This window comes from Microcoleus sp. B3-A4, assembly GCF_036705385.1.
In the GTDB taxonomy this organism is placed as follows: Bacteria; Cyanobacteriota; Cyanobacteriia; order Cyanobacteriales; family Microcoleaceae; genus Microcoleus.
The window spans coordinates 1-19,222 of sequence record NZ_JAUBUI010000049.1; the positions used below are offsets into that span (position 1 = coordinate 1).

Annotated in this window: 13 protein-coding genes and 2 pseudogenes; 9 read left to right on the forward strand and 6 right to left on the reverse strand. The window is 46.3% G+C overall.

Annotated features, from left to right (window positions below; translation table 11 throughout):
• Nucleotides 1–137, reverse strand: a pseudogene (locus QUB33_RS29695) (IS1 family transposase); the annotation flags it as partial.
• A gap of 212 nt (nt 138–349) precedes the next feature.
• The gene (locus QUB33_RS18890; RefSeq protein ID WP_333352517.1) at nt 350–2,260 is read right to left on the reverse strand and encodes an ABC transporter ATP-binding protein; all 1,911 of its coding nucleotides are present in this window, start codon (nt 2,258–2,260) and stop codon (nt 350–352) included.
• Nucleotides 2,261–2,687: 427 nt separating this feature from the next.
• Between QUB33_RS18890 and QUB33_RS18895 the strand changes: the two genes are divergently transcribed.
• From QUB33_RS18895 to QUB33_RS18905, 3 genes and pseudogenes are all read left to right on the forward strand, one after another.
• Complete coding sequence (locus tag QUB33_RS18895; protein WP_333352520.1) at nt 2,688–2,918, forward strand: hypothetical protein; 231 nt, start codon at nt 2,688–2,690, stop codon at nt 2,916–2,918.
• A gap of 53 nt (nt 2,919–2,971) precedes the next feature.
• Nucleotides 2,972–3,304: a hypothetical protein gene (locus tag QUB33_RS18900; RefSeq protein ID WP_333352523.1), complete on the forward strand. Its 333-nt coding sequence runs from the start codon at nt 2,972–2,974 to the stop codon at nt 3,302–3,304.
• Nucleotides 3,288–3,536 (forward strand): annotated as a pseudogene (locus QUB33_RS18905) (hypothetical protein); the annotation flags it as partial. The gene QUB33_RS18900 and the pseudogene QUB33_RS18905, both read left to right, overlap by 17 nt.
• Nucleotides 3,537–3,638: 102 nt before the next feature.
• Here the strand turns inward: QUB33_RS18905 and QUB33_RS18910 are convergent.
• Nucleotides 3,639–4,799, reverse strand: a complete 1,161-nt coding sequence (locus tag QUB33_RS18910) for a quinone-dependent dihydroorotate dehydrogenase (protein WP_333352526.1) — start codon at nt 4,797–4,799, stop codon at nt 3,639–3,641.
• Between the two features lie 231 nt (nt 4,800–5,030).
• Between QUB33_RS18910 and QUB33_RS18915 the strand changes: the two genes are divergently transcribed.
• The gene (locus QUB33_RS18915; protein WP_333352528.1) at nt 5,031–7,952 is read left to right on the forward strand and encodes a GAF domain-containing protein; all 2,922 of its coding nucleotides are present in this window, start codon (nt 5,031–5,033) and stop codon (nt 7,950–7,952) included.
• Nucleotides 7,953–8,396: 444 nt separating this feature from the next.
• Here the strand turns inward: QUB33_RS18915 and QUB33_RS18920 are convergent, their stop codons facing one another.
• Complete coding sequence (locus QUB33_RS18920) at nt 8,397–8,855, reverse strand: ABA4-like family protein (RefSeq protein ID WP_333352531.1); 459 nt, start codon at nt 8,853–8,855, stop codon at nt 8,397–8,399.
• A 178-nt stretch (nt 8,856–9,033) separates the two neighbouring features.
• On the opposite strand from QUB33_RS18920, the gene QUB33_RS18925 reads away from it, so the two are divergent.
• Both QUB33_RS18925 and QUB33_RS18930 read left to right on the forward strand, forming a co-directional pair.
• A complete protein-coding gene (locus QUB33_RS18925; protein ID WP_333352534.1) occupies nt 9,034–10,044 on the forward strand; it encodes a leucine-rich repeat domain-containing protein in 1,011 nt (336 codons plus the stop codon).
• Complete coding sequence (locus QUB33_RS18930) at nt 10,032–10,208, forward strand: hypothetical protein (protein WP_190732173.1); 177 nt, start codon at nt 10,032–10,034, stop codon at nt 10,206–10,208. The genes QUB33_RS18925 and QUB33_RS18930 overlap by 13 nt, the downstream gene beginning before the upstream one ends.
• Before the next feature lie 226 nt (nt 10,209–10,434).
• Here the strand turns inward: QUB33_RS18930 and QUB33_RS18935 are convergent, their stop codons facing one another.
• Nucleotides 10,435–11,934 carry an NAD(P)/FAD-dependent oxidoreductase gene (locus tag QUB33_RS18935; protein WP_333352540.1) on the reverse strand — a complete coding sequence of 500 codons (1,500 nt, stop codon included), beginning with the start codon at nt 11,932–11,934 and terminating at the stop codon, nt 10,435–10,437.
• A gap of 70 nt (nt 11,935–12,004) precedes the next feature.
• Between QUB33_RS18935 and QUB33_RS18940 the strand changes: the two genes are divergently transcribed.
• The 3 genes from QUB33_RS18940 to QUB33_RS18950 all read left to right on the forward strand — a co-directional run bounded on the left by QUB33_RS18940 (nt 12,005) and on the right by QUB33_RS18950 (nt 16,361).
• Nucleotides 12,005–13,696, forward strand: coding sequence for a hypothetical protein (locus QUB33_RS18940; protein ID WP_333352543.1), 1,692 nt, complete (start codon nt 12,005–12,007; stop codon nt 13,694–13,696).
• Nucleotides 13,697–13,879: 183 nt separating this feature from the next.
• Nucleotides 13,880–14,875 (forward strand): pentapeptide repeat-containing protein, encoded by a 996-nt coding sequence (locus tag QUB33_RS18945; RefSeq protein WP_333352546.1) that lies wholly within the window; start codon nt 13,880–13,882, stop codon nt 14,873–14,875.
• Nucleotides 14,876–15,029: 154 nt separating this feature from the next.
• Nucleotides 15,030–16,361: a serine/threonine-protein kinase gene (locus QUB33_RS18950; RefSeq protein WP_333352550.1), complete on the forward strand. Its 1,332-nt coding sequence runs from the start codon at nt 15,030–15,032 to the stop codon at nt 16,359–16,361.
• 276 nt (nt 16,362–16,637) lie between these two features.
• Here QUB33_RS18950 and QUB33_RS18955 read toward each other — a convergent pair whose 3' ends face one another.
• Entirely contained in the window at nt 16,638–19,049 is a 2,412-nt protein-coding gene (locus QUB33_RS18955) for an ATP-binding protein (protein ID WP_333352622.1), read from the reverse strand.
• Nucleotides 19,050–19,222: the final 173 nt, after the last annotated feature.

A 19,222-nucleotide genomic window follows, 5' to 3' on the forward strand; every position in this document is an offset into this window, starting at 1 on the left:
ACTTCTGAATAAGATTCCCAAAAATCAGTATAACAAACAGCACATTGTCTATAGACAGGAGGTAAAGATTGCCAGAGATCGGACTGAGCTCCTCCAAAAAGCCATCTATATTCTTTACGCCCAAGATCGTAGCCGATCGCGATCGCATCCTTTTCCCAAATCTCCAGTACGTTTGCACTTTTTCCGAAATAGTCCGTCCTGCGGCTATTTGCCTTGCTGTCCTTAATATTGGTTCATGAGCAGCCTTCTGTGCCGCTGGGTCAGTTAATGCCAGTGCTATTCCCACTCAGGCAGTCAACGCCCGCTGATTGAAGCAAAAGAATCAGAATAAGTTCGCCATGTCGTGCCCCTACTCTATGCAGGGTTTGTGCGTAAGTCCTGTGGATTTTACGGTACCGTAGCCCAACATTCGGTAGTAGAGTCCCTGTTTGGTAAGGAGTTCGGCGTGAGTGCCAGACTCAAAAATCTCGCCCGACTGCATCACAAAAATCAGATCGCAGTCTACGGCAGTTTCGAGTCGGTGCGTGACCAAGATGATGGTTCTGTTGCGACGTAGACGTTGCAGAGTCTCTAGTACCCACTGCTCGTGCTTCAAGTCCAGCGCATTTGTGGGTTCGTCCAGGATGAGTATAGGAGCCTGAGTGACGAGCGCTCGCGCAATAGCTAGGCGCTGTCGCTGTCCGCCCGAGAGGTTCTGACCGCCCTCCGCGATTAAAGTATCATACTGCTCCGGCAAGGTTTCGATGAACTCGGCTGCCCCAGATTCGACCGCCGCTTCCCGAATATCGGAGAGCAGAGCATCCGGGCGACCGTAGGCGATATTCTCTGCGATCGTTCCGGGGAATAGTGGGCTGCCTTGCGAGACGAGCGCCATGTGCTTGCGAACATCGGCAATCTTAAGGGTGCGGAGGTCGAAGCCGTCGAGGAGGACGCTGCCCGATGTCGGGTCGTAGAAGCGCGGCAAAAGATTGAGCAACGTGCTCTTTCCCGTTCCGCTAGGGCCCAAAAACGCCACCATCTGACCCGGCTCGATACTAGCACTGATGTTCCGCAAGACGGGTTGCCCAGAGTTGTACTCGAAGCTTACGTCGGCAAGTGCTAGTGTGCGGGGATGGACGGGAAGCGATCGCGCATCAGGCTCATCTTTTATAGCAGGCGGCTCGTCAATGACCGTAAAAACGCGATCGCATGAAGCTACAAACGTCTGGATCTTAGTAGTGAACCCCAACACCCAACCTATCGGGTCCCAGAACTGCCCCAGGTACGCCATAAATACGAGCAGATCGCCGATGGTTACGCCGCCCTGCACCGGACGCAAGAACTGGTCGCGATAAACTAGGTATCCGCCGTAGCCTAAGATTACCCCGCTTCCCAGGGCGAAGACTACCTGAACCGCTAGCGGATAGAGGTTTTCTTGCCAATTGAGTCGCATGGAGGCCTTGACGCTGCGTTCCACCGCCTGCCCGAAGCGCCGCGACTCGGTTGCTTCTCGACCGAAGGACTGGATTAGCCCGATCGACTCTATAGCTTGCTGCATGGTTGAGGTCATCACCGCATCGGTCTGCTTCGACTCAAGGGCTCGACTCCTAATCCTTCCCTCGAAGTACCAATTCGCCAGTATTAGAAGCGGAGTGAACGAAAGCGCAAACACGGTGAGAAGGACATGGCGCGACAGCATGATCCAGATCATCGCCGTCAGCGTCACCGATGCGGCAGTGGAGCCGATAAGCGTATCGATTACCCCCCAGGGGCCGAGGCTGTCGTAGCTCAACCGATAGATTGCGTCACCCTGCGATCGGGAGCCGTGCCAGCCGAGACTCAGCGCCTGCATTTTGTCGTAGAGTTCGGTGCGAACCCGCAAGGTTCCGTTGTACTGGATGCGGTAGTTCAACATCCTACGGAGCATGAAAACGGTCTCGCTCAGGATTCTAATAATCATCGCGACGAATGCCATTCCGAAAATTCGGTTCAGCGTGCTTTCACCGAACGGAGCAAGAAACAGCGTATGAATCCAGTTGGATTTCGGAGTTGGTGACAAAACCGTATCGACTAGAATCGCCATTGGCCAGGCGTTGAGAAGGTTGAAAAATACCGATGCTCCGATCAACAACAAGAGTGTGACGATCAGCCATAAGTCTTTGCGGAAGTAGGAAATGGAGCGCAGGACGATCCGCACCAACCAATGTTGGTTAATTAACGGCATCACCATTTTTGGTGAATTCTTCTGGCTCTTCAAACGTGCTTTGAATGGAAAATTCATAAATATACTGGGTGCCTCTAAGTAAGACAATGCACCAATTAGGAAGTTTCACCCCAGTCAGAGAAGCTAGAAATTAACTTTGAGTTATAACCTTTGTTGTCAAGCCGGGCAGATGGAATGTGAGATTATTCGACTGGTGCAAGATGTAAGTATAGTTGCGTTGTTCAAGGGTAGCTAAATAGAAAGCGAGAGCGCGCGTGCTTCCTGGTGTGATGCAAAGCGCGAAACTTTTGGCAAAGCTATTAAAAAGTTGAGATAGTCTCAACTTTTTAATCGGAGCTTCCCCCCTGTGGTCGATCGCATCCAAGCAAAACCTCCATCAGTCGGGCAATCGGGCTAACGCCCTCCCTCAATAGATGACTACAATATTAGGGAAACCTTCAGTAAATCCAAAGCTCTCTGTTGCAAAGGAGCTGGCATTGTCAGCTTGTCGAAACTAACTGAAACCAGACGCAATTTAGGCGAGACTCGGTTTTTAGCGATTGTCGATGAATTTGTTATTAACGTCCAAAAACTTGGAACTGGAAAACTCTCACAAGTACATTTTGTTGAAGCTTTCCGTTTTGCTGGAGTGGATGACTTAACCGGGACAACCACCGACCCTGACTCAGAAGCATTCAACCACTCCTCATCCTCAAACAACGACGACGGACGGTAATCGTTGACACATATGCTCTTCTAAGTAATAAGCTAACACACATAAAAACAGGTGTGCAAGCACCAACAGAAGTTGTATCACTAGCAACAACACCCACAGCATCACTTATAACGGAAACACCACCAATACTGGAAGTTGCACTGCCAGCGCTAACACCACCGCAGCCGGAAGCATCAGCAGCAGAACCAGTCCCCGCTCCATCCCAAGAGAGCAGTCTGACTCACCGACTCCAAGCACCCGACAAAGAAGCAACGGTAAGGTTTACGGTGGATATGTCCGAATCTCTACATCGTAAAGTGTCGATGCTGGCAGCCAGGACGGGGCGCAAGAAAGTCGATATTGTGCGGATGCTGCTAGAGGACGGGTTGAAGGAGGTGGAGGGGTAAGGGCTGGAAGAATATTTGGAACAATCTTCGTATCATACTTCAACCTTTTACCATATTGAACTTAATTCAGCCGGGGCTTACAGTCTTTCCTATTCCTCAATTATCTTTAGGGTTTGCTAAACTTCAATCTATCGTTTATAGGCTGACTTCCTCAAGTTTTATATTTCTGTCTCACCCTGATTTATATTTTTCTTCTGCCTCAAGTGACATAAGAGAGTTAATAACTCGTTAGAGTCGGTGCGTAAATCCTGCTGCAATAATTTATTATACTTATTCAACAATTATTGTGGGGCAGGCACCCTGCCTGCCCAAGACTTGCTTTTCACTCGTATGTCTATTGATTGCCCGAACCAACTGCCTGGGAAATTGAATTAAATCCTTTTTCTTCTAACTTTTGCAGCAAACCTTGGAGAATTCGACGCACCATCCAAGGCCCTTCGTAAACCCAACCAGTGTAGACTTGAATTAAACTTGCACCGGCGGCTATTTTTTCCCAAGCATCTTCGGCGGTGAAAATGCCGCCAACTCCAATTATGGGCAATTCGCCTTTTGTATATTGCCAGATAAATCGGATTACTTCTGTCGATCGCTCCCGCACAGGAAGCCCGCTAATTCCCCCGGCTTCTTCGGCGATTGGTTTGCCTGTTTCTCGCAATATTTGTGTTTTCAATCCATCGCGGCGGATGGTGGTATTTGTGGCGATAATTCCTGCTAGTTGGTAGGTTTTTGCTAAGTCGAGGATTGATACGATCGCCTCTGGCTCCAAATCCGGCGCAATCTTGACTAAAATTGGCTTGATTCCCCGATTTTCTTGTTGCAAAATTTCCAAAATTGTGCTGAGCCCAGCAGCATCTTGGAGCGATCGCAACCCCGGCGTATTCGGAGATGAAACGTTGACTACAAAATAGTCGCCCCAATCTTTCAGCAGCTTAAAACTCTCCAAATAGTCGGCTGCTGCCTGCTCTAACGGTGTTACCTTAGATTTACCGAGATTGATGCCCAAGGGGAACCGAGATTGAGGCATGGGGCGCTGGGCATCGAATTTTGACTGTTTCTGTGCTGCCTGAAACCGGGCTGCCATTGCCGCGGCTCCTTGATTGTTAAATCCCATGCGGTTGAGGGCTGCACTGTCCTCCGTCAAGCGGAACAAGCGAGGTTGGGGGTTTCCCGGCTGTGGTTGACAAGTGACAGTGCCAAGTTCGGCAAAGCCAAAGCCAAAATTTGCCCAAATGTCAGCAGCTACGCCGTTTTTATCAAATCCCGCAGCCAAGCCGACAGGATTTTTAAAGCTCAGTCCCCACAAAGATTGTTCGAGGCGAGAATCTTGCACTCCCAAAGATTTCTGCAATCGGGAGAGCATTTGGCTGGTTGCCGGGTTTGATTGGGTTCTGGCTGCGAATTCGAGAACTTGGAGAGTGCGGTTGTGCAGCCACTCGGCATCGGTTTTCAATACCGAAAACAACAGCGGACGCACACCTGATTGATAAATATCCAATGACTTGTACTGGGGCAATTTACAAATGAGAAATGAGAAGGGAAATAAAAATATTCACGAGCAGACAGCGAAGACGAGGTTGTTACTTCAACTTCGATCGACTTTATCCAATGTTTTAGATAGAAGGATAAGTGAGACGATTATATTATAAGTTGGTTCTTTTGCTTTTTAATTTTTTTAAATTTTAAGTTGGTAATTTTAATTTAGACAAAGGTGCGGGGAAGCTTGGAAATGGGGCAGCAGCAAAGACCGAAGGATTTAGACGAACAAATCGCGACCCTAGAGCGCGTTCTCGAGACTCTCCGAGAAGAGGAGAATGTGGAAGTGCTACTTTCGACCACACTCGGTTACTTGCAAACGGAATTTGACTGGGGGTTGATTTGGATCGGGTTGTACGATCGACAGGCCCACAGATTGTTGGGGAAAGGCGGCATGACTCCTAACGGCGACCAGTCTTTTCTCAAACAGCGGTTTGCCCTCAGCCCAGGGGATTTGCTGGAACAAGTTGTGATTCAGCTCCGGCCGGTGGGAGTCCCGGATTTGCGATCGGAAGGTAGAGCCGGAGAATGGCGCAAAGCAGCTCAAACTTTCAATATTCAAGGCACGACTCTGTTTCCGCTCCGCTACAAAGACCGCTGCTACGGCGTGATTTTGCTCGGCACAGACGTGTGGGGAGCGTCGCCAAAGTCCGGGGAAAAAACGCAGTTGGCGATCGTATTTGGAGCGCTGGCAACTGCTCTTTACCAAATAGAAAAAGACTGGCAGCGACAACAAGTTAAACACCCAGATGAGTCTCTTTTAGCGCTGATTTCGCAGTTGGGGGAACTGCGATCGCTCGACCAATACTTGCAAGCGGTTGTCGAACAAACTCATGAATTTATCGAGCCGACGCGCACCAATGTTTATTGGTTCGAGCGAGAGCGGCGCTATTTTTGGCGCCGAGTCAGCAACCGCGAAGTTGCTCCGGGTTTGGGCGGGCCGAGCCGAGCGGCTTCGGGCATCACCGTTCAAGACTTGGGCGAATTTTATCAGGCTTTGGGCAGGGAAGAAATGGTTTGGATCGGTGAATCTCAAAGTTCTCTGAAAACTGAACTGACGGGGCGGTTGATGCAGCAAATCCGCGCTCGCTCTCTGTTGGCTGCGCCGATTGTTTCAGAAGGGGAATTGTTGGGATTTTTGGCAGTCGAAGCCGGCGAGCCCCGGATTTGGCAAGACAATGAAAAACATTACCTGCGGGGAGTGGCGCAGTTAGTGGCTCTGACGGCTCCTGTGTCGGAGATGGAGGAGAGGATTCAGCAAATTGAGATCGATCGAGATTTAACTGCGGGAATAGCTCGCGCCATCTACAGCGATGCTGACTGGGAGGCGACTTTGAAAAATACCGCCGAACAGTTGTGCGAGCGGCTCAAATGCGAATACTTTTTGCTGCTGCTGTACGGCGAAGAACAAAATCGCTTTGAAATTGTCTGCCAAAATCTGCCCCGCAACCGCAGGTCAGTGCCGTCGCCGCTCAACGCCCTCGATGTGGCTGACGTGGGGCTGTTGCAAGAAAGCGAACCTGTGGCTATTGAAAATTGGGAGGAAGACGGGCGGTTGAGCGCTTGGCGGGAAGTTTTGGGGGAGGCGGGGGTGCGATCGCTTTTGGCATCGACCACGAGGGGGAAAAAGAAAGAGGGAGAAAACCCCAATCTAAAATCGAAAATCGCCAATCGAAAATCGATCGAGGGTTTGCTGGTTGTCGGACACAATGCAACTCGCACTTGGAGGCGATCTGAGCAAGAATTAGTTCGGCTAGTGGGCCAACAGCTAGGATTGATCCTGCACTCCTGGCAGCAGAGTGCGGCAATCGACAAATACCAGCAATTTGAGCGATTGCTCAAATCGGGTTTGGCGGTTTTGCAACATTCTCCTGATGAGCAATCTGAGCAAGAGATATCTGCTGCTTCACCGACGATGTTCCCAGAGTTGCCGCTACAAAAGCTCGATCGTAACTTTGCTCAACACGTTTCCCAGACACTTTCCTGTCCTTTAGTCGCCCTAATTACTTGGAATCCGGGTCAGGAGGAAGGTTCTATCGTGGCGACGGTAGCTGCCAATCCCGTATTTGCCCTCAATCCCGAGGCGGTGATTCCTGTCAAAACAGATGCCTTGATCCAACAAACCCTGGCAGAAGCGGGCGTGCTGCAACAGAGCACGAACCAACTGCCGCTGGCGACGAAGCGGTGGCTCCGCAGTCCGGGAATTGGCGAGATTCTGACGGTGGCGCTGCGGACTGCCCCAGAACACGCTCCGGCGGGCATTGTGGTGGCTGCGGACGCTCCGGGCCGCCAGTGGTCGGAGTTGTCGGTGAGTTTACTCAGCTCGATGGCTTCTCAGTTGGCTTGGTGGCGCAGGTATTTGGCGGTGCAATCGGCAAGCGAGTCGCAGCGATTGGATCTGGAGCTGCTCAACTGGTACAAACAGCGCCGTTTTGAGGAGTTTTACCGCACTGTGGGAGCGGGGGTGAAGGAGTTGGGGGAGTTGAGTCAGTCGATTTTGCAGTCGGCGAAGGAGCAAAAGGATGCTCTGAAAATTTTGCGCTACCAACAGGTTTTGCGGCAAATTGGCAATGCTTTGGGGTCAACTCATTTGCTGCTGAAACAGGAACAGTGGAGGCTGCAATTCGGACAAGATGCGGTGCCTGTGAGCGCTTGGCTGAGGCGATCGCTCGATCGAACGGCCTCCCTGGTCAAACAGTCGCAAGTCTTGCTGGATGTGCACAGAGAAGCTGCTGTGTCGATGCCTGCGGGTCAAACTTTGAGCGTTCGCGGGGACAGTATCAAGCTGGATTTGATCCTGTGCGAATTGCTGGCGACGGCTTGCAGGCGCTCTCCTGTTGGCGCCAAGATTGAGATTCGCTCTCAGTTGTTGGGAGAAGATTGGCTAGAATTGTCTGTGAGCGATAGCGGCGCGTGCGATCGACACTTAATTGCTGCCTTCAACGGCGGTTCCGGGCCGGACATATTAGCCGTTTCTAGTTCCAATAGGTCGATCGTGCAAAATCTCTTAGTTTATCAGCGAGCGGTACGCTTAATGGGGGGAAACTTTTCTCTAGAAATGTTAGAAAACAATTTAATTGTGGCTCGTTTAGTGCTGCCCCTAGCCAATTCTTAAAATTCTGTAGGGGCGAGTTCACCCTATCTGCAATTCACATACTAGGTACTTATAAACCAGCCCCTACCCAACTTCTAGCGGTAAAGTGCTTCAGGTGCACGCTACATAATTAGGTTCTGCGTCCAAGAGTGGATGATTGATATCAACTCGGTTTGATTCGGACTTGTATTAGAGCGAGTTCTGTTAGGTCATAAGATTAAATGAACCGCGAAGACGCAAAGAGCGCGAAGGAAAAACTGCACCTTCTTCTTTCTCTTCCTTCGTGTCCTTTGCGCCTTCGCGGTTTAATCATTCCGATGCAACCGGATGCGATATATAGCCATCCTAAATCATTTGTGAATTTCTTACTCCCTCCCCTTGATAAGGGGAGGGTTGGGGTGGGGTCAAAAATTTACGACTCCTGCAAGGATTGCTATAACATCCAAGGTATTAAAAACCCTCTGCTTAAACCGATGAAGTAACAGTTTCCGCCGCCTCAGAACTCGGGAAAAACCTTTGAGTAATCCAAGCAGTTACAATATGAGAAAGCAATCCCATCGGCCCAGCAAAAAAACACAAAGCCAAAGAATGAACCGTCCAAACTCCTGTCCGCTGTCCTTCCAAATAAATCCAGCGCCCGACAAACAAGTCCATCACTAAAAAATGTATCCATCCCGTAGCCGCGGCCGTTTCCTCCCCCAGAAACTTAGCAATATCTGCTAACTTAGGATTCGACAAAGCAGCCGCATTTTCCGCAGTTAGACTGCTACCAAACAAATATATGTACAAAGCGGCGAGCATCGCAAACGGAATGAAGGAATTCATCACTTTTCGGGTAATTCCCCAGTTTGGTAATAAAATCATAATTGCCCAGAAAGGCACAACGAACAGATTACCGGCATTAAAAATTAGTTCTGGTGTCATAGTTTGCTCTTGGCTCCTGCGAATGCAATTCAATTAAGGATGTTAAGATTACTTTACACAATTTTTGCGGAAATTTCTCAAAACCTGAAAAAAATCTTATTCACAAATGAAATAGAATTGCTATACTTATCTAAAATTTCAAATCTCCCATCTAAAATCGATTAAGGCAGCACAGCCCATGACAACTTATAATAACTTTCCCGATTGGTGCAAGCAAAAAGAAAATCTCTCGCTTGATGCTAAACATACGGTAGAAATACTGTTGCAAATATCAGAGACTCCCGAGTGCGAGCGAGGCAACGAACTGCTTTCTAATACAACAGAACTTAACCTCAAAAATCTTCAAATTACCGATATCAGCCCCCTCTCATCTTTCACTCAAATTACTAATCTTATCCTCGGCAGCAATCAAATATCTGACCTCGCTCCCCTGCAATCTTTAACCAATCTGAAGAGTTTGATTATGGATGTCAATCAAATATCAGATATCAGCCCGCTTTCATCTCTAATAAATCTGAGTCAACTCGTTCTCGATACCAATCAAATCTCAGACATCAGTCCCCTGGCAGGTCTAAGTAATCTTACCGCACTTGTGTTGTTTGACAACAAAATTTCCGACATCACTCCGGTGAAAAATTTAACTAACTTAAATGCGCTGATTCTCTACAACAATCAAATTTATGATCTCGCTCCTCTGGCAAATTTAACGGAACTCCAGACACTCTACCTTTATAATAATAAAATATCGGATATCACGCCGCTGGCTTCCTTAAAAAATCTCAATACGCTGTTTCTCTTCGGAAATGAAATATCTGACCTTAATCCGCTGGGTTCTCTAACTAACTTAAATAAATTGGTTTTATTCCAAAATAAAATATCAGATATTAGTCCTTTGACATCGCTCACTAATTTAATTGAACTCAACCTCGGTAACAATCAAATATCAGACATCAGTCCGCTGAAATCGTTAACTAACTTGACTGAACTGTATCTGTTCAACAATCCAATTTCGGATACCAGCGCGCTACAAGCTTTAAATAATTTATTTTTACTAGACTTGTACAACAATCAAATATCTGATATCAGTTCCCTGCAATCTTTGCAAAAGTTAACTAGCCTGGACTTGCGCGGGAATCCCATTGTTAATAAAATTTGCCCTGTCAATCCTGAATCTATATGCCGGTTTTAATTATTAAGGCCGAGGCAAGATGGCAGTTTATAGAGTATAATGTCAAAGGTCAATATCAGGAGAAAGTAATGAGCGGACACGATGCTTTGATGTTAGGATTGCTGCTGTTGCCAGGTTTGGCTTTGTCGATCGCAATTATGGGCGCTTTTGCCGCTGGTGGATAATCAGTTTTGGCAGCAGGCAGATTTTGTAAAAAGTAGTTTTCTCCTCGTTCCCTGGCTCTGGCTGGGAACGCATTTCACTATTGCTCTGCCTCCTGTTTTTTTGCAAGCGAGGCAGAGCCTCTGGAGCTCGGTTCCCAGTCAGAGGCAGGGAACCAGTTAATTTTCCTTCTTCCTTCTTCCTGACATCCGTTACAGAATCCGTTGCCGAACTTCCTTCTTCCTTCGCTTACAAAAATTGTGCTGTAACATCCGAATTTACCAAAGTATTCGCGCACAAAATACCCGATGCTGCGACGGCGGGGACGCCAATTCCTGGCATGGTGCTGTCTCCCACGCGATACAAGCCTTTGACTGGTGTTTGCGGCCCGGGAAATGTGCCTTTTCCGGCGGCAATTGCAGGCCCGTAAGTTCCTTGATATCGGCGCAAAAATCGGGCGTGGGTTAGCGGTGTGCCGATCGACTCTAATACTATCCGCGATCGCAAATCGGGTATAATTTTTTCTAAAGCTTGAAACAGAGATTGCGATCGCTCTTGCTTTTTCTGCGGATACAATTCGCCATATTCCCAACCTTCGTAAGGTTCCAATGTATAAGCGTGAACGGCGTGATGTCCGGGCGGCGCCAGAGTTGCATCCCACACTGTAGGAATCGAAATCATGCAAGTATTTCCGGGTACTGTAATGTCAATCTTGCTGTCGTGAACGACGACGTGGTGGCCGGTCAAACCTTCGAGTCCTTCGGCTTTAATTCCTAAATGCAGGTGCATGAAACTCTCTACTGCTGGCATCGACAAAGCGCTTTTGCGGTAGCTTTCCGGCAAATCTTCTGGTCGCAGTAATTTTGTATAAGTATCCCAGATTGTGGCATTTGAAATGACAATTGGGGTGCGGATAACTTCGCCATTTTTCAAGCGAACGCCGGTGGTTTTGCCGGATTCAACTAAAATTTGTTCGACGGGAGCTCCCAGGCGCAATTTTCCTCCCCAGCGCTGCAAACCTCTGACTAAAGCATCGACGATCGCACCGCTGCCGCCGACAGGATATTCGATCGCACAGCGCGATCTTTCGCCAATCATAAAAGCTATTTCCGGGGCGACAGTTCCGTGCGCTTTCAAACCCGACAGCAAAAAGCACTCCAAATCGATCAAACGCCGCACCCAAGGATCGCGCACGTCCCTATCCATCAAGGAACCGGCTGAACCCGCGATCGCACCTACTAGCGGCAACAGCTTCAGCAAAGCAGGCGAGTACCGAGACAGCAAAACAGGTATCAACTGCCAGTCGGATCTCAGTGCTAAAGCCGGAATTCCACGCAAAGCTTCATACAAAACTAATAAATTTTGTTGAAATTGCTGCAATTCTACAGCACCTTGCGGTGCGAACTTAGCTACAGCATCTAAGTAACTTCTCGCATCAGCATAAATCGCTAAACTTCCCTCTGGAAAATGGTAATGCCCCAGCGGATCGTAGGAAATTGCTGCGATCGATTCCTCCAAAACATCAAAAACTTGCCGTAAAGGATTGAACGACCGGGGGTCAGTCAAACCGCAATAAAAAGAAGGCCCCGAATCAAAGTGAAATCCCCGGCGCGAAAAGCTGTGAGCTGCCCCGCCCGCTATTGTGTGGCTCTCGCAGACGAGCACCCGCTTGCCGTAACGAGCTAGCATCGAGCTGGCGACTAAGCCGCCAATACCGCTGCCAATTACGATCGCATCAAAGTCTTGCATTTATCAAATGTGGTATAATTGTATTATTTCTTGCTGAGTGTTGACAGGGTATTTTTATGGGAGGAAAACTATGAAAGCTTTATCTATTTTAGATGAAGTTGTTCGCGAATTAGAACAAGACGTGAATCTCTCGCGCATTAAAAAAATAATATTTTTTGCTTGTAAAGAGTCCTGGGAAAACGACCCCGCCCAACTCGCCAGCGCAGATGTAAGGCTTTTAATTGAAGAACTGTGCGCCAAGTACAGCAGGTTAGAAGATATTGAAGCCGTTTTAAATAGTATAGTCTCTAAGGTTAATAAAAAAACCGAGTATGCTTTAGTAGCAGACCTCATAGTCTGTCAACTTAGCAGGCTGTATGAATTTGAAGATTTCACCAAATTAGAAATAAACATATCTAGTTTTGGCGGTCAGGAAGCTCCCGCATTTGAAGAGCACTTTAGTTCGGAAATACCCAGCAGCGAAGAAGGTGCAAGAAACCCAGGCAAATTATTTGATGTAAGACAAAAAATTTTGCAGCAAACAAATCCGCTGAGGGCGAAAATCCTAATTTTTTCTACTCTTTATCACGAGTTTACTTTTAGCGATCGCGATTGGCTACTGCTGAAAACTCAAGAACTTGACAATCTACTGCGACAACTGTTTAATGTATGTGGCAGCCTAGCCGAACTCGAATCTCGCTTGTACACAACTGCTAGCAATCTTGACAACAGAGATGAAAACGACCAAGCTGCGAGCGTAATCATCAAAGCGATGAATCCTTGTTACACAAAAATGCAACAGGAAGAACCGGATGAAGCCGAATCTTCCGCTAGCGAAGATTACGATCAGACGCATTTAAACAACAGTGTTTATGAAGAGAGCAAGCTGGTGGACAGGCGCACCGATTATTTTGATCCAGGCGAGATTACTCACATCCTTCAAGCTGCTCCTGCTCACTATCATTATGACCCCCAAAAGAGTTACTTAGTCCCGGACACTGCAGAAACGGTACAGTTTAAAGAAGCCGAAACCAGCAATAATTATGCTACCGATTTCAGACATGAAATGGTAGAAACATTCCCAGTTGCAGAAATGGCGACTATTATCGAAACTTTAGAACCGGCAGCTCCTGTTATTATAAATATTAGCGATTCCATCAAACGCAAGTTGGAATTGGAAGAAGAAATGACAGAATTAGTCAGTCAAAGTGCTAACTCCGCAACGGCGCAAATAGAAAATATATTCACCAAGTTAGAAGCTGCTTTGAACGGAAAATTTTCTACGGGAAGTGCAGAGGAGCGTTTGTACTGGAAATATAAAAATCTCAGAGAGTATGTAGGAAAAGTTCAGAAGTTTACCGATAAATTGCTGGAAATTTTGATCGAACTGGAGTCAAAAGAAAGCGGTAAATATCCTTCTGAAATCACCGAAGACCTGGATGACAATATTTTAGACATACCGCAGGAAAACTCTAGCCATAAAGCAAATCAGTATCAGCTTCTGGAAATGGCAAAGCAAGGCAAACCAAAGGCGATCGCCCAATTGATTAATCAATTGCTACAACCTAAGGGAATTGCTGCTACAGCGGGATTTAAAGACGGTTGGCTCCATGTTATTCTGGAGTCGGCTGAAGTACCAAACCAACAGGCGACAGCTACATACATTCACAAAAAACTGTGTACTTTAAAATCCAAATATCTTACTCATGTGAAAATTCACGGGCGACAGTTAGGTAGCAAAACAGTCTTTTGGACTCAAGAATTTGTCAATCAAACTCATTAAATGCCCCGACTCAAGTCTGAGGCTACACAAACTAAGTCGGCCTGCGTCAACTGAAATTCAAGAAATTTCATCAAATTTCTCAGACTCAAGTCTGGGGCTACAAAAACTAAGTCCGCCTGCGCGAACAGAAATTTAAGCAGTCTAGAAATAGCAGATTGTACCTAATTAACAACAAAAACAAATATGAATGCCAGCGAAATTTTAAGGCGATATACATCAGGAGAACTAGATTTTCAAGGTATGAATCTCCGAGGCGTATACCTGAGCGGTGCTGATTTAATTGGCGTCAATTTAAGCAGTGCTGACCTCTGGGGTGCAAACTTAGCCATGTCGTACCTGAGCCGAATTAACCTTCAGCGCGCAAATTTAACTAATGCAAAGCTGTGCGGTGCTAACTTAAATCAAGCCAACTTGAGCGGAGCAAATTTGTCCGATGCAGACTTCCACGGAGCGACTTTGCAAGGTGCAGACTTTCGCAAAGCCAACATCTCTTTGGCAGTTTTTATTGATGCAAATTTGAGCGATGCAGATATGCGAGGTGTGAATTTACAAGGTGCAGATTTGCGCGGTGCGTGCTTGCGGGGTGCAAATTTGCGGAAGGAACTGCGGATTTTTGAGGGTGCAAATTTGCGGGGTGCAAATTTGCAAGGTGCAGATTTGCGGGGCGTCAATTTGCAAGGTGCAGATTTGACTAAAGCTAATCTCAGTCACGCTAATTTGACTGAAGCATTTCTGGGAGAAGCAAATCTGACTCAGGCGAATTTGAGCGAAGCTATTTTAGATGGCGTATTTTTGACTGAAGCAACTTTGGTAGAAACAAATTTTTCCTGGGCTGTAATGGCAAATGCTAAGTTGGAAAGAGCTGTGTTGCTTGATGCTGAATTGGCTGGCGCTAACTTGCGCGGTGCATTTATGACTGATGTTAAGTTGAGCAATGCTAATTTAATTATGGCTGACTTGAGTCGAGCTAATTTGGTGCGGGCTGATTTGAGTCGAGCTAATTTTAATCAGGCAAATTTGAGTGAAGCTGATATGACTGATGCTTACCTGGCTAGAACAGATTTGCGGGAGGCAATTCTGCACCGCACAACTTTGATTAGGGCAGATTTGAGCACTGCTAATTTAGCGGGTGCTCAATTGCGCGGTACAATCATGCCGAATGGAGAAATGCACCTTTAATTACTTCTAGTAGCAATTTAAGGCTGCCGCCAAAAAAGTTAATCTTCGACCGTGTGATTTAACAATTATGAGTAAAAATGAGCGGGGTAGGAGAGCCGTCATTAATTTAATAGTTAAGGCCATTTTGTAGAATTCAAAACAGGAGGGCAATGCTGTGTTAGATACAGGAAAAATTTTACAAGAACGTTATCAATTGCAACAGCGTTTAGGACGCACAGCCGCCGGTCATCAAACTTGGCTAGCAGTGGATTTAGAGTCTCAAGAACAGGTGACGCTGAAAATGTTAGCTTTTAGCCCGGAAATGCACTGGGAAGAACTCAAGCTTTTTGAAAGAGAAGCACAAGTTTTGCAGGCGCTAAATCATCCCCGCATTCCTTGCTATCGAGATTATTTTTCCCTAGAGCGGGAAGCCGGAGCAGGATTGCCTTGGTTTGGGTTAGTGCAAGATTATATTCCGGGATTTTCACTTCAGGAATTGTTAGAAAAAGGTAATAATTTTTCAGAAAAACAAGTACGCAAAATTGCCACTGAAGTGCTGGAAATTTTAATTTATTTGCATGAATTAAGCCCCCCAGTTTTGCACCGAGATATTAAGCCGAGTAATTTAATTTGGGGGGAAGATCAGCACGTTTATCTAGTAGATTTTGGTGCGGTACAAGCTCAAGCGGCGGTGACAGGTGTAACGTTTACAGTGGTAGGGACGAGTGGCTATGCACCGTTAGAACAGTTTTGGGGGCGGGCGGTGGCGGCTTCGGATTTGTATGCTTTGGGAGCTACTTTAATTCATTTGTTAACGGGGGCGACTCCTGCGGATTTGCCCCAGAAAGATTCTCGGATTCAGTTTAGCGATCGCGTGAGTGTGAATCCCACTTTGGTAAGCTGGATTGAGAAGATGACGGAAATCGCCTTAGAAAAGCGTTTCAGCAAGGCTAGAGAGGCTTTAGCAGCTTTGAAATCGGGAAAAATACAAGGGGCTAATCTTCCAATTCCGACTGTTTGGAAAATTGCTAAACCACCTCACAGTCGCATTCAAGTTAGCAAATCAGCAACGGAGTTAAAGATTAAAATTCCGTCTCGTTTAGTCAGAAAGCCTTTTTCAGGTGCTTTTATAGGAATATTAACTATACTGCTATCTTGGCCAATAGTCTTAGCATATTTGCCAGTAAATCTGACTATGGGATTAGGATTTTTTCCGCTTATAGCAAGTATCTTAGTTAAGATTTTGGGCAATGGTACTAAAATTACCTTTAACCGGAACTACTTTAAACTGGAACATCAGATATTTGGTTGGAGTTATTTAGGACAAAGGGGGGAAGTTTCTGAGATTTTGGGTGCTTTTCTATACAATACTTATCAGGGAAATGAAATCAGGATTCGTTCAGGTAACGAGAGGGGAACTTACTTTTATACTTTAGCAACAAATTTGAAAGAGGTTGAGGCGGCTTGGTTAGCGCAAGAAATTCAAGATTGGTTAAATTTAAGATAAATTTTTGTAGGGCGAAGCCTTGGTGATTAATTTTTTTTGTATAATAAACATCTCCCAACTAAAAATGGGTGACGCGCTCACTTATAGGGTGTCGAAAATACCGCAGATTCCAGGTTCATTAAGTTCAGTAGCAACAGCTTGTAAACCAGACGGCTCGATCAAAAAAATGATCCTACTTTAAAATCGTTATGCCAAGGCTTTCAAAAAAAGACCCGAATTAAAGTCAGTATATCTTATTACGCGATCGCCCAAAAAATATTGAATTCAAATTCAAATTTATCCCTTCACAGGCAAAACGATCGCAAACTCAGTGCCAACTCCAGGCTCGCCATTCACCTCGATGCTTCCGCCATGTTTTTCTACCGCAATTTGGTGGACAATTGCCAACCCCAATCCAGTTCCTTTGCCCACACCTTTCGTCGTGAACAAATGGTCGAATATCTGCTGTTTAAATTCCTCTTTTATCCCAGTGCCGTTATCAGCAATTTGAATTTTAATGTACCCCTCGCCGACTATATCCGTGCCAATCGTGATGCGGTTGGGATTGGCGGTAATTTCACTAAAACTGCGGCCTATATTTGACTCTTCTAAGGCATCGATCGCATTGGCAAGCAGGTTCATAAAAACTTGATTCAATTGACCGGGGAAACATTCGATTTTAGGGAGATTGCCGTATTTAGTTATCACTTCGATCTGCGGGCGGTGTTCGTTGGCTTTGAGGCGGTGTTTCAAAATTAAAATAGCGCTATCAATGCCGTCGTGAATATTAAAAGGAACTTTGTAGTCTTTGTCGCCTCGGGAGAAGGTACGCAAACTGTTGCTGATACTGCAAATGCGTTCGCATCCGAGTTGCATTGAATCAATCATCTTCGGTAAATCTTCCACAAGATAATCGAGGTCTATCTCTTCGGCGTGGTCTGCTATTTCCGATTGCGATGCAGCGGAGCGATACAATTCTAAGTGTTCGATAACATCTTCCAAACTTCTTTTACCTTCGCTTAAATTGCCAGAAATAAACCCAATCGGATTGTTAATCTCGTGGGCGACTCCGGCGACTAAATTACCCAATGCCGACATTTTCTCATTTTGCACGATTTGCAGTTGTGCTTGTTGTAAATTTTTTAAAGTTCGTTCTAGCTGTTGATTTTGCTCTTGCAAAAGTTCGGCGGCTTGCTTGCGCTCAGTGGCATCAACACCCAAACCAATAATCCCGATTGTCTCGCCCTGGGAATTTTTTAACTGCACTTTCGTGATTTCTAAATCGTGTAGTTTGCCGTCAACAAGTCGGAGAATTTCGCTGGAGTAATGCGGCAAATCTTGAGCAAGGCAGGCGGCATCTGAAACCAGACAGCCCGCTGCATTCTCCCCCAGTAGATCTTTATAATGATCGACAGCTAGGAAATCGCTCAGAGGCACGCCCACATCTTGAGAAAATGTCTTGTTCACAAACTGTACTTTACCACTGGGATTCACCATCCAAATCCAAATCGGAGCGACATCAAGAATCGCTTGGAGCATTTTCTTCTGATCGGCAAGCTGAGCTTCGGTTCGGCTAATTTTTACTAGCGATCGCTCTAATTGTTGGTTGTAATCCTGATATTTTTTATACAGCAAAGCATTTTGCAAACAGATGGCTGCCTGGGAACACAGGAGATTGAGAAGTTGCAGGCGATCGCGGGTAAAAACTCTTGCGGTTAAGCGATTTTCCAGATACAAAATGCCGACTAAGTTGCCTCGATCGAGAATCGGCCAACATAACAGGCTCTGCGGTTGGTATTTGAGGATGTAGGAGTCGGAATCCCAATCACGTTGTTGAGCGAGATCCCGAACAATCACAGGTTTCAATAAATTTTTAACGCAGTCAACAATTTTAAGGGGCAAGATATCTCTGTTTTGATCGAGTGTTGCGGATGATAAGTCGATCGCCCATTCGAGTCCCGAATTGTCGAGCGCGCTGGTAGCCGCGATTTCCCATTGATTGCCGTTTGGCAAAATCAGCGCTCCTTTGTCAGCTCCTGTATTTTTCATCGCCAGTTGCATCAGTTTGGCAATCAGTCGATCGAGAGTTCTTTCACTAGAGAGCGCTTGACAAGCTTTTAGCAGTGTCGAAAAATTCCCGAAATCTGAGACGCTCGCCGAAACAGACGGATGAATGGATGGATGAATGGATGGATGAAGCAATTGATTTGGCTCCGCAGGTGTTGGAAAATTTGCTAATGGATTTGCAGGAAGTTTTGCGGGTTCTAAAATCGGTTTTAATAATTGAGGATAACGTTTTTCTAAGTCATCAATTTTTGCTCTATCTCCCCAGCGGACATAGCAATCATAGGCATCTATCATGTAGAGTCGGGCAATTTTTTCTCTTCCCAATGACAGGTAAAACTTAGCAGCGAGTTCGCAGGCAAGAGCTTCTTCATTGACATATTCGTTCGCTTTAGCTCCTGTAATAGCTCGATCGTACAGTTCCATTGCTTCGGCTGTCTGTCCCAAAACGCCCAGCAATTCTGCCTCAACCAGATCGAACTTGTGTTGGTAATTGATCGGCGTATGGTGCGCGAATTCTTTTAATTTTTTCTGACTAGCCCCAACGCGCTTAAGGATTTGTTGGCGCTCCGCCGGTGCGGCATCTGCATAGATTGCCAAATCTGCCAGCGCATCATAAAAGTCGTGCATCATCGTTACTAGCATCAAAACACAATTCCCAAGATAAGGTTTGCCTCCATTTCCCCTGTCGATTGGCGGCGGATTGCGGCGCGAATATATCCCGAATCCGTGGCCTCTTTTTCCTAAAATTTATACACCTCCATGTGGCAGATAACAGTTAAGATTAATTGAAAGATTGGAAGGTTTAATGTATTTGT

What these genes read in the sequence shown, in the direction of transcription:
- QUB33_RS18930 (WP_190732173.1), top strand. Translation starts at nt 10,032, where the DNA reads ATGCCGGTTTTAATTATTAAGGCCGAGGCAAGATGGCAGTTTATAGAG.
- QUB33_RS18915 (WP_333352528.1), top strand. Translation starts at nt 5,031, where the DNA reads ATGGGGCAGCAGCAAAGACCGAAGGATTTAGACGAACAAATCGCGACC.
- QUB33_RS18955 (WP_333352622.1), bottom strand. Translation starts at nt 19,049, where the DNA reads ATGCTAGTAACGATGATGCACGACTTTTATGATGCGCTGGCAGATTTG.
- QUB33_RS18925 (WP_333352534.1), top strand. Translation starts at nt 9,034, where the DNA reads ATGACAACTTATAATAACTTTCCCGATTGGTGCAAGCAAAAAGAAAAT.
- QUB33_RS18890 (WP_333352517.1), bottom strand. Translation starts at nt 2,260, where the DNA reads ATGAATTTTCCATTCAAAGCACGTTTGAAGAGCCAGAAGAATTCACCA.
- QUB33_RS18920 (WP_333352531.1), bottom strand. Translation starts at nt 8,855, where the DNA reads ATGACACCAGAACTAATTTTTAATGCCGGTAATCTGTTCGTTGTGCCT.
- QUB33_RS18935 (WP_333352540.1), bottom strand. Translation starts at nt 11,934, where the DNA reads ATGCAAGACTTTGATGCGATCGTAATTGGCAGCGGTATTGGCGGCTTA.
- QUB33_RS18940 (WP_333352543.1), top strand. Translation starts at nt 12,005, where the DNA reads ATGAAAGCTTTATCTATTTTAGATGAAGTTGTTCGCGAATTAGAACAA.
- QUB33_RS18945 (WP_333352546.1), top strand. Translation starts at nt 13,880, where the DNA reads ATGAATGCCAGCGAAATTTTAAGGCGATATACATCAGGAGAACTAGAT.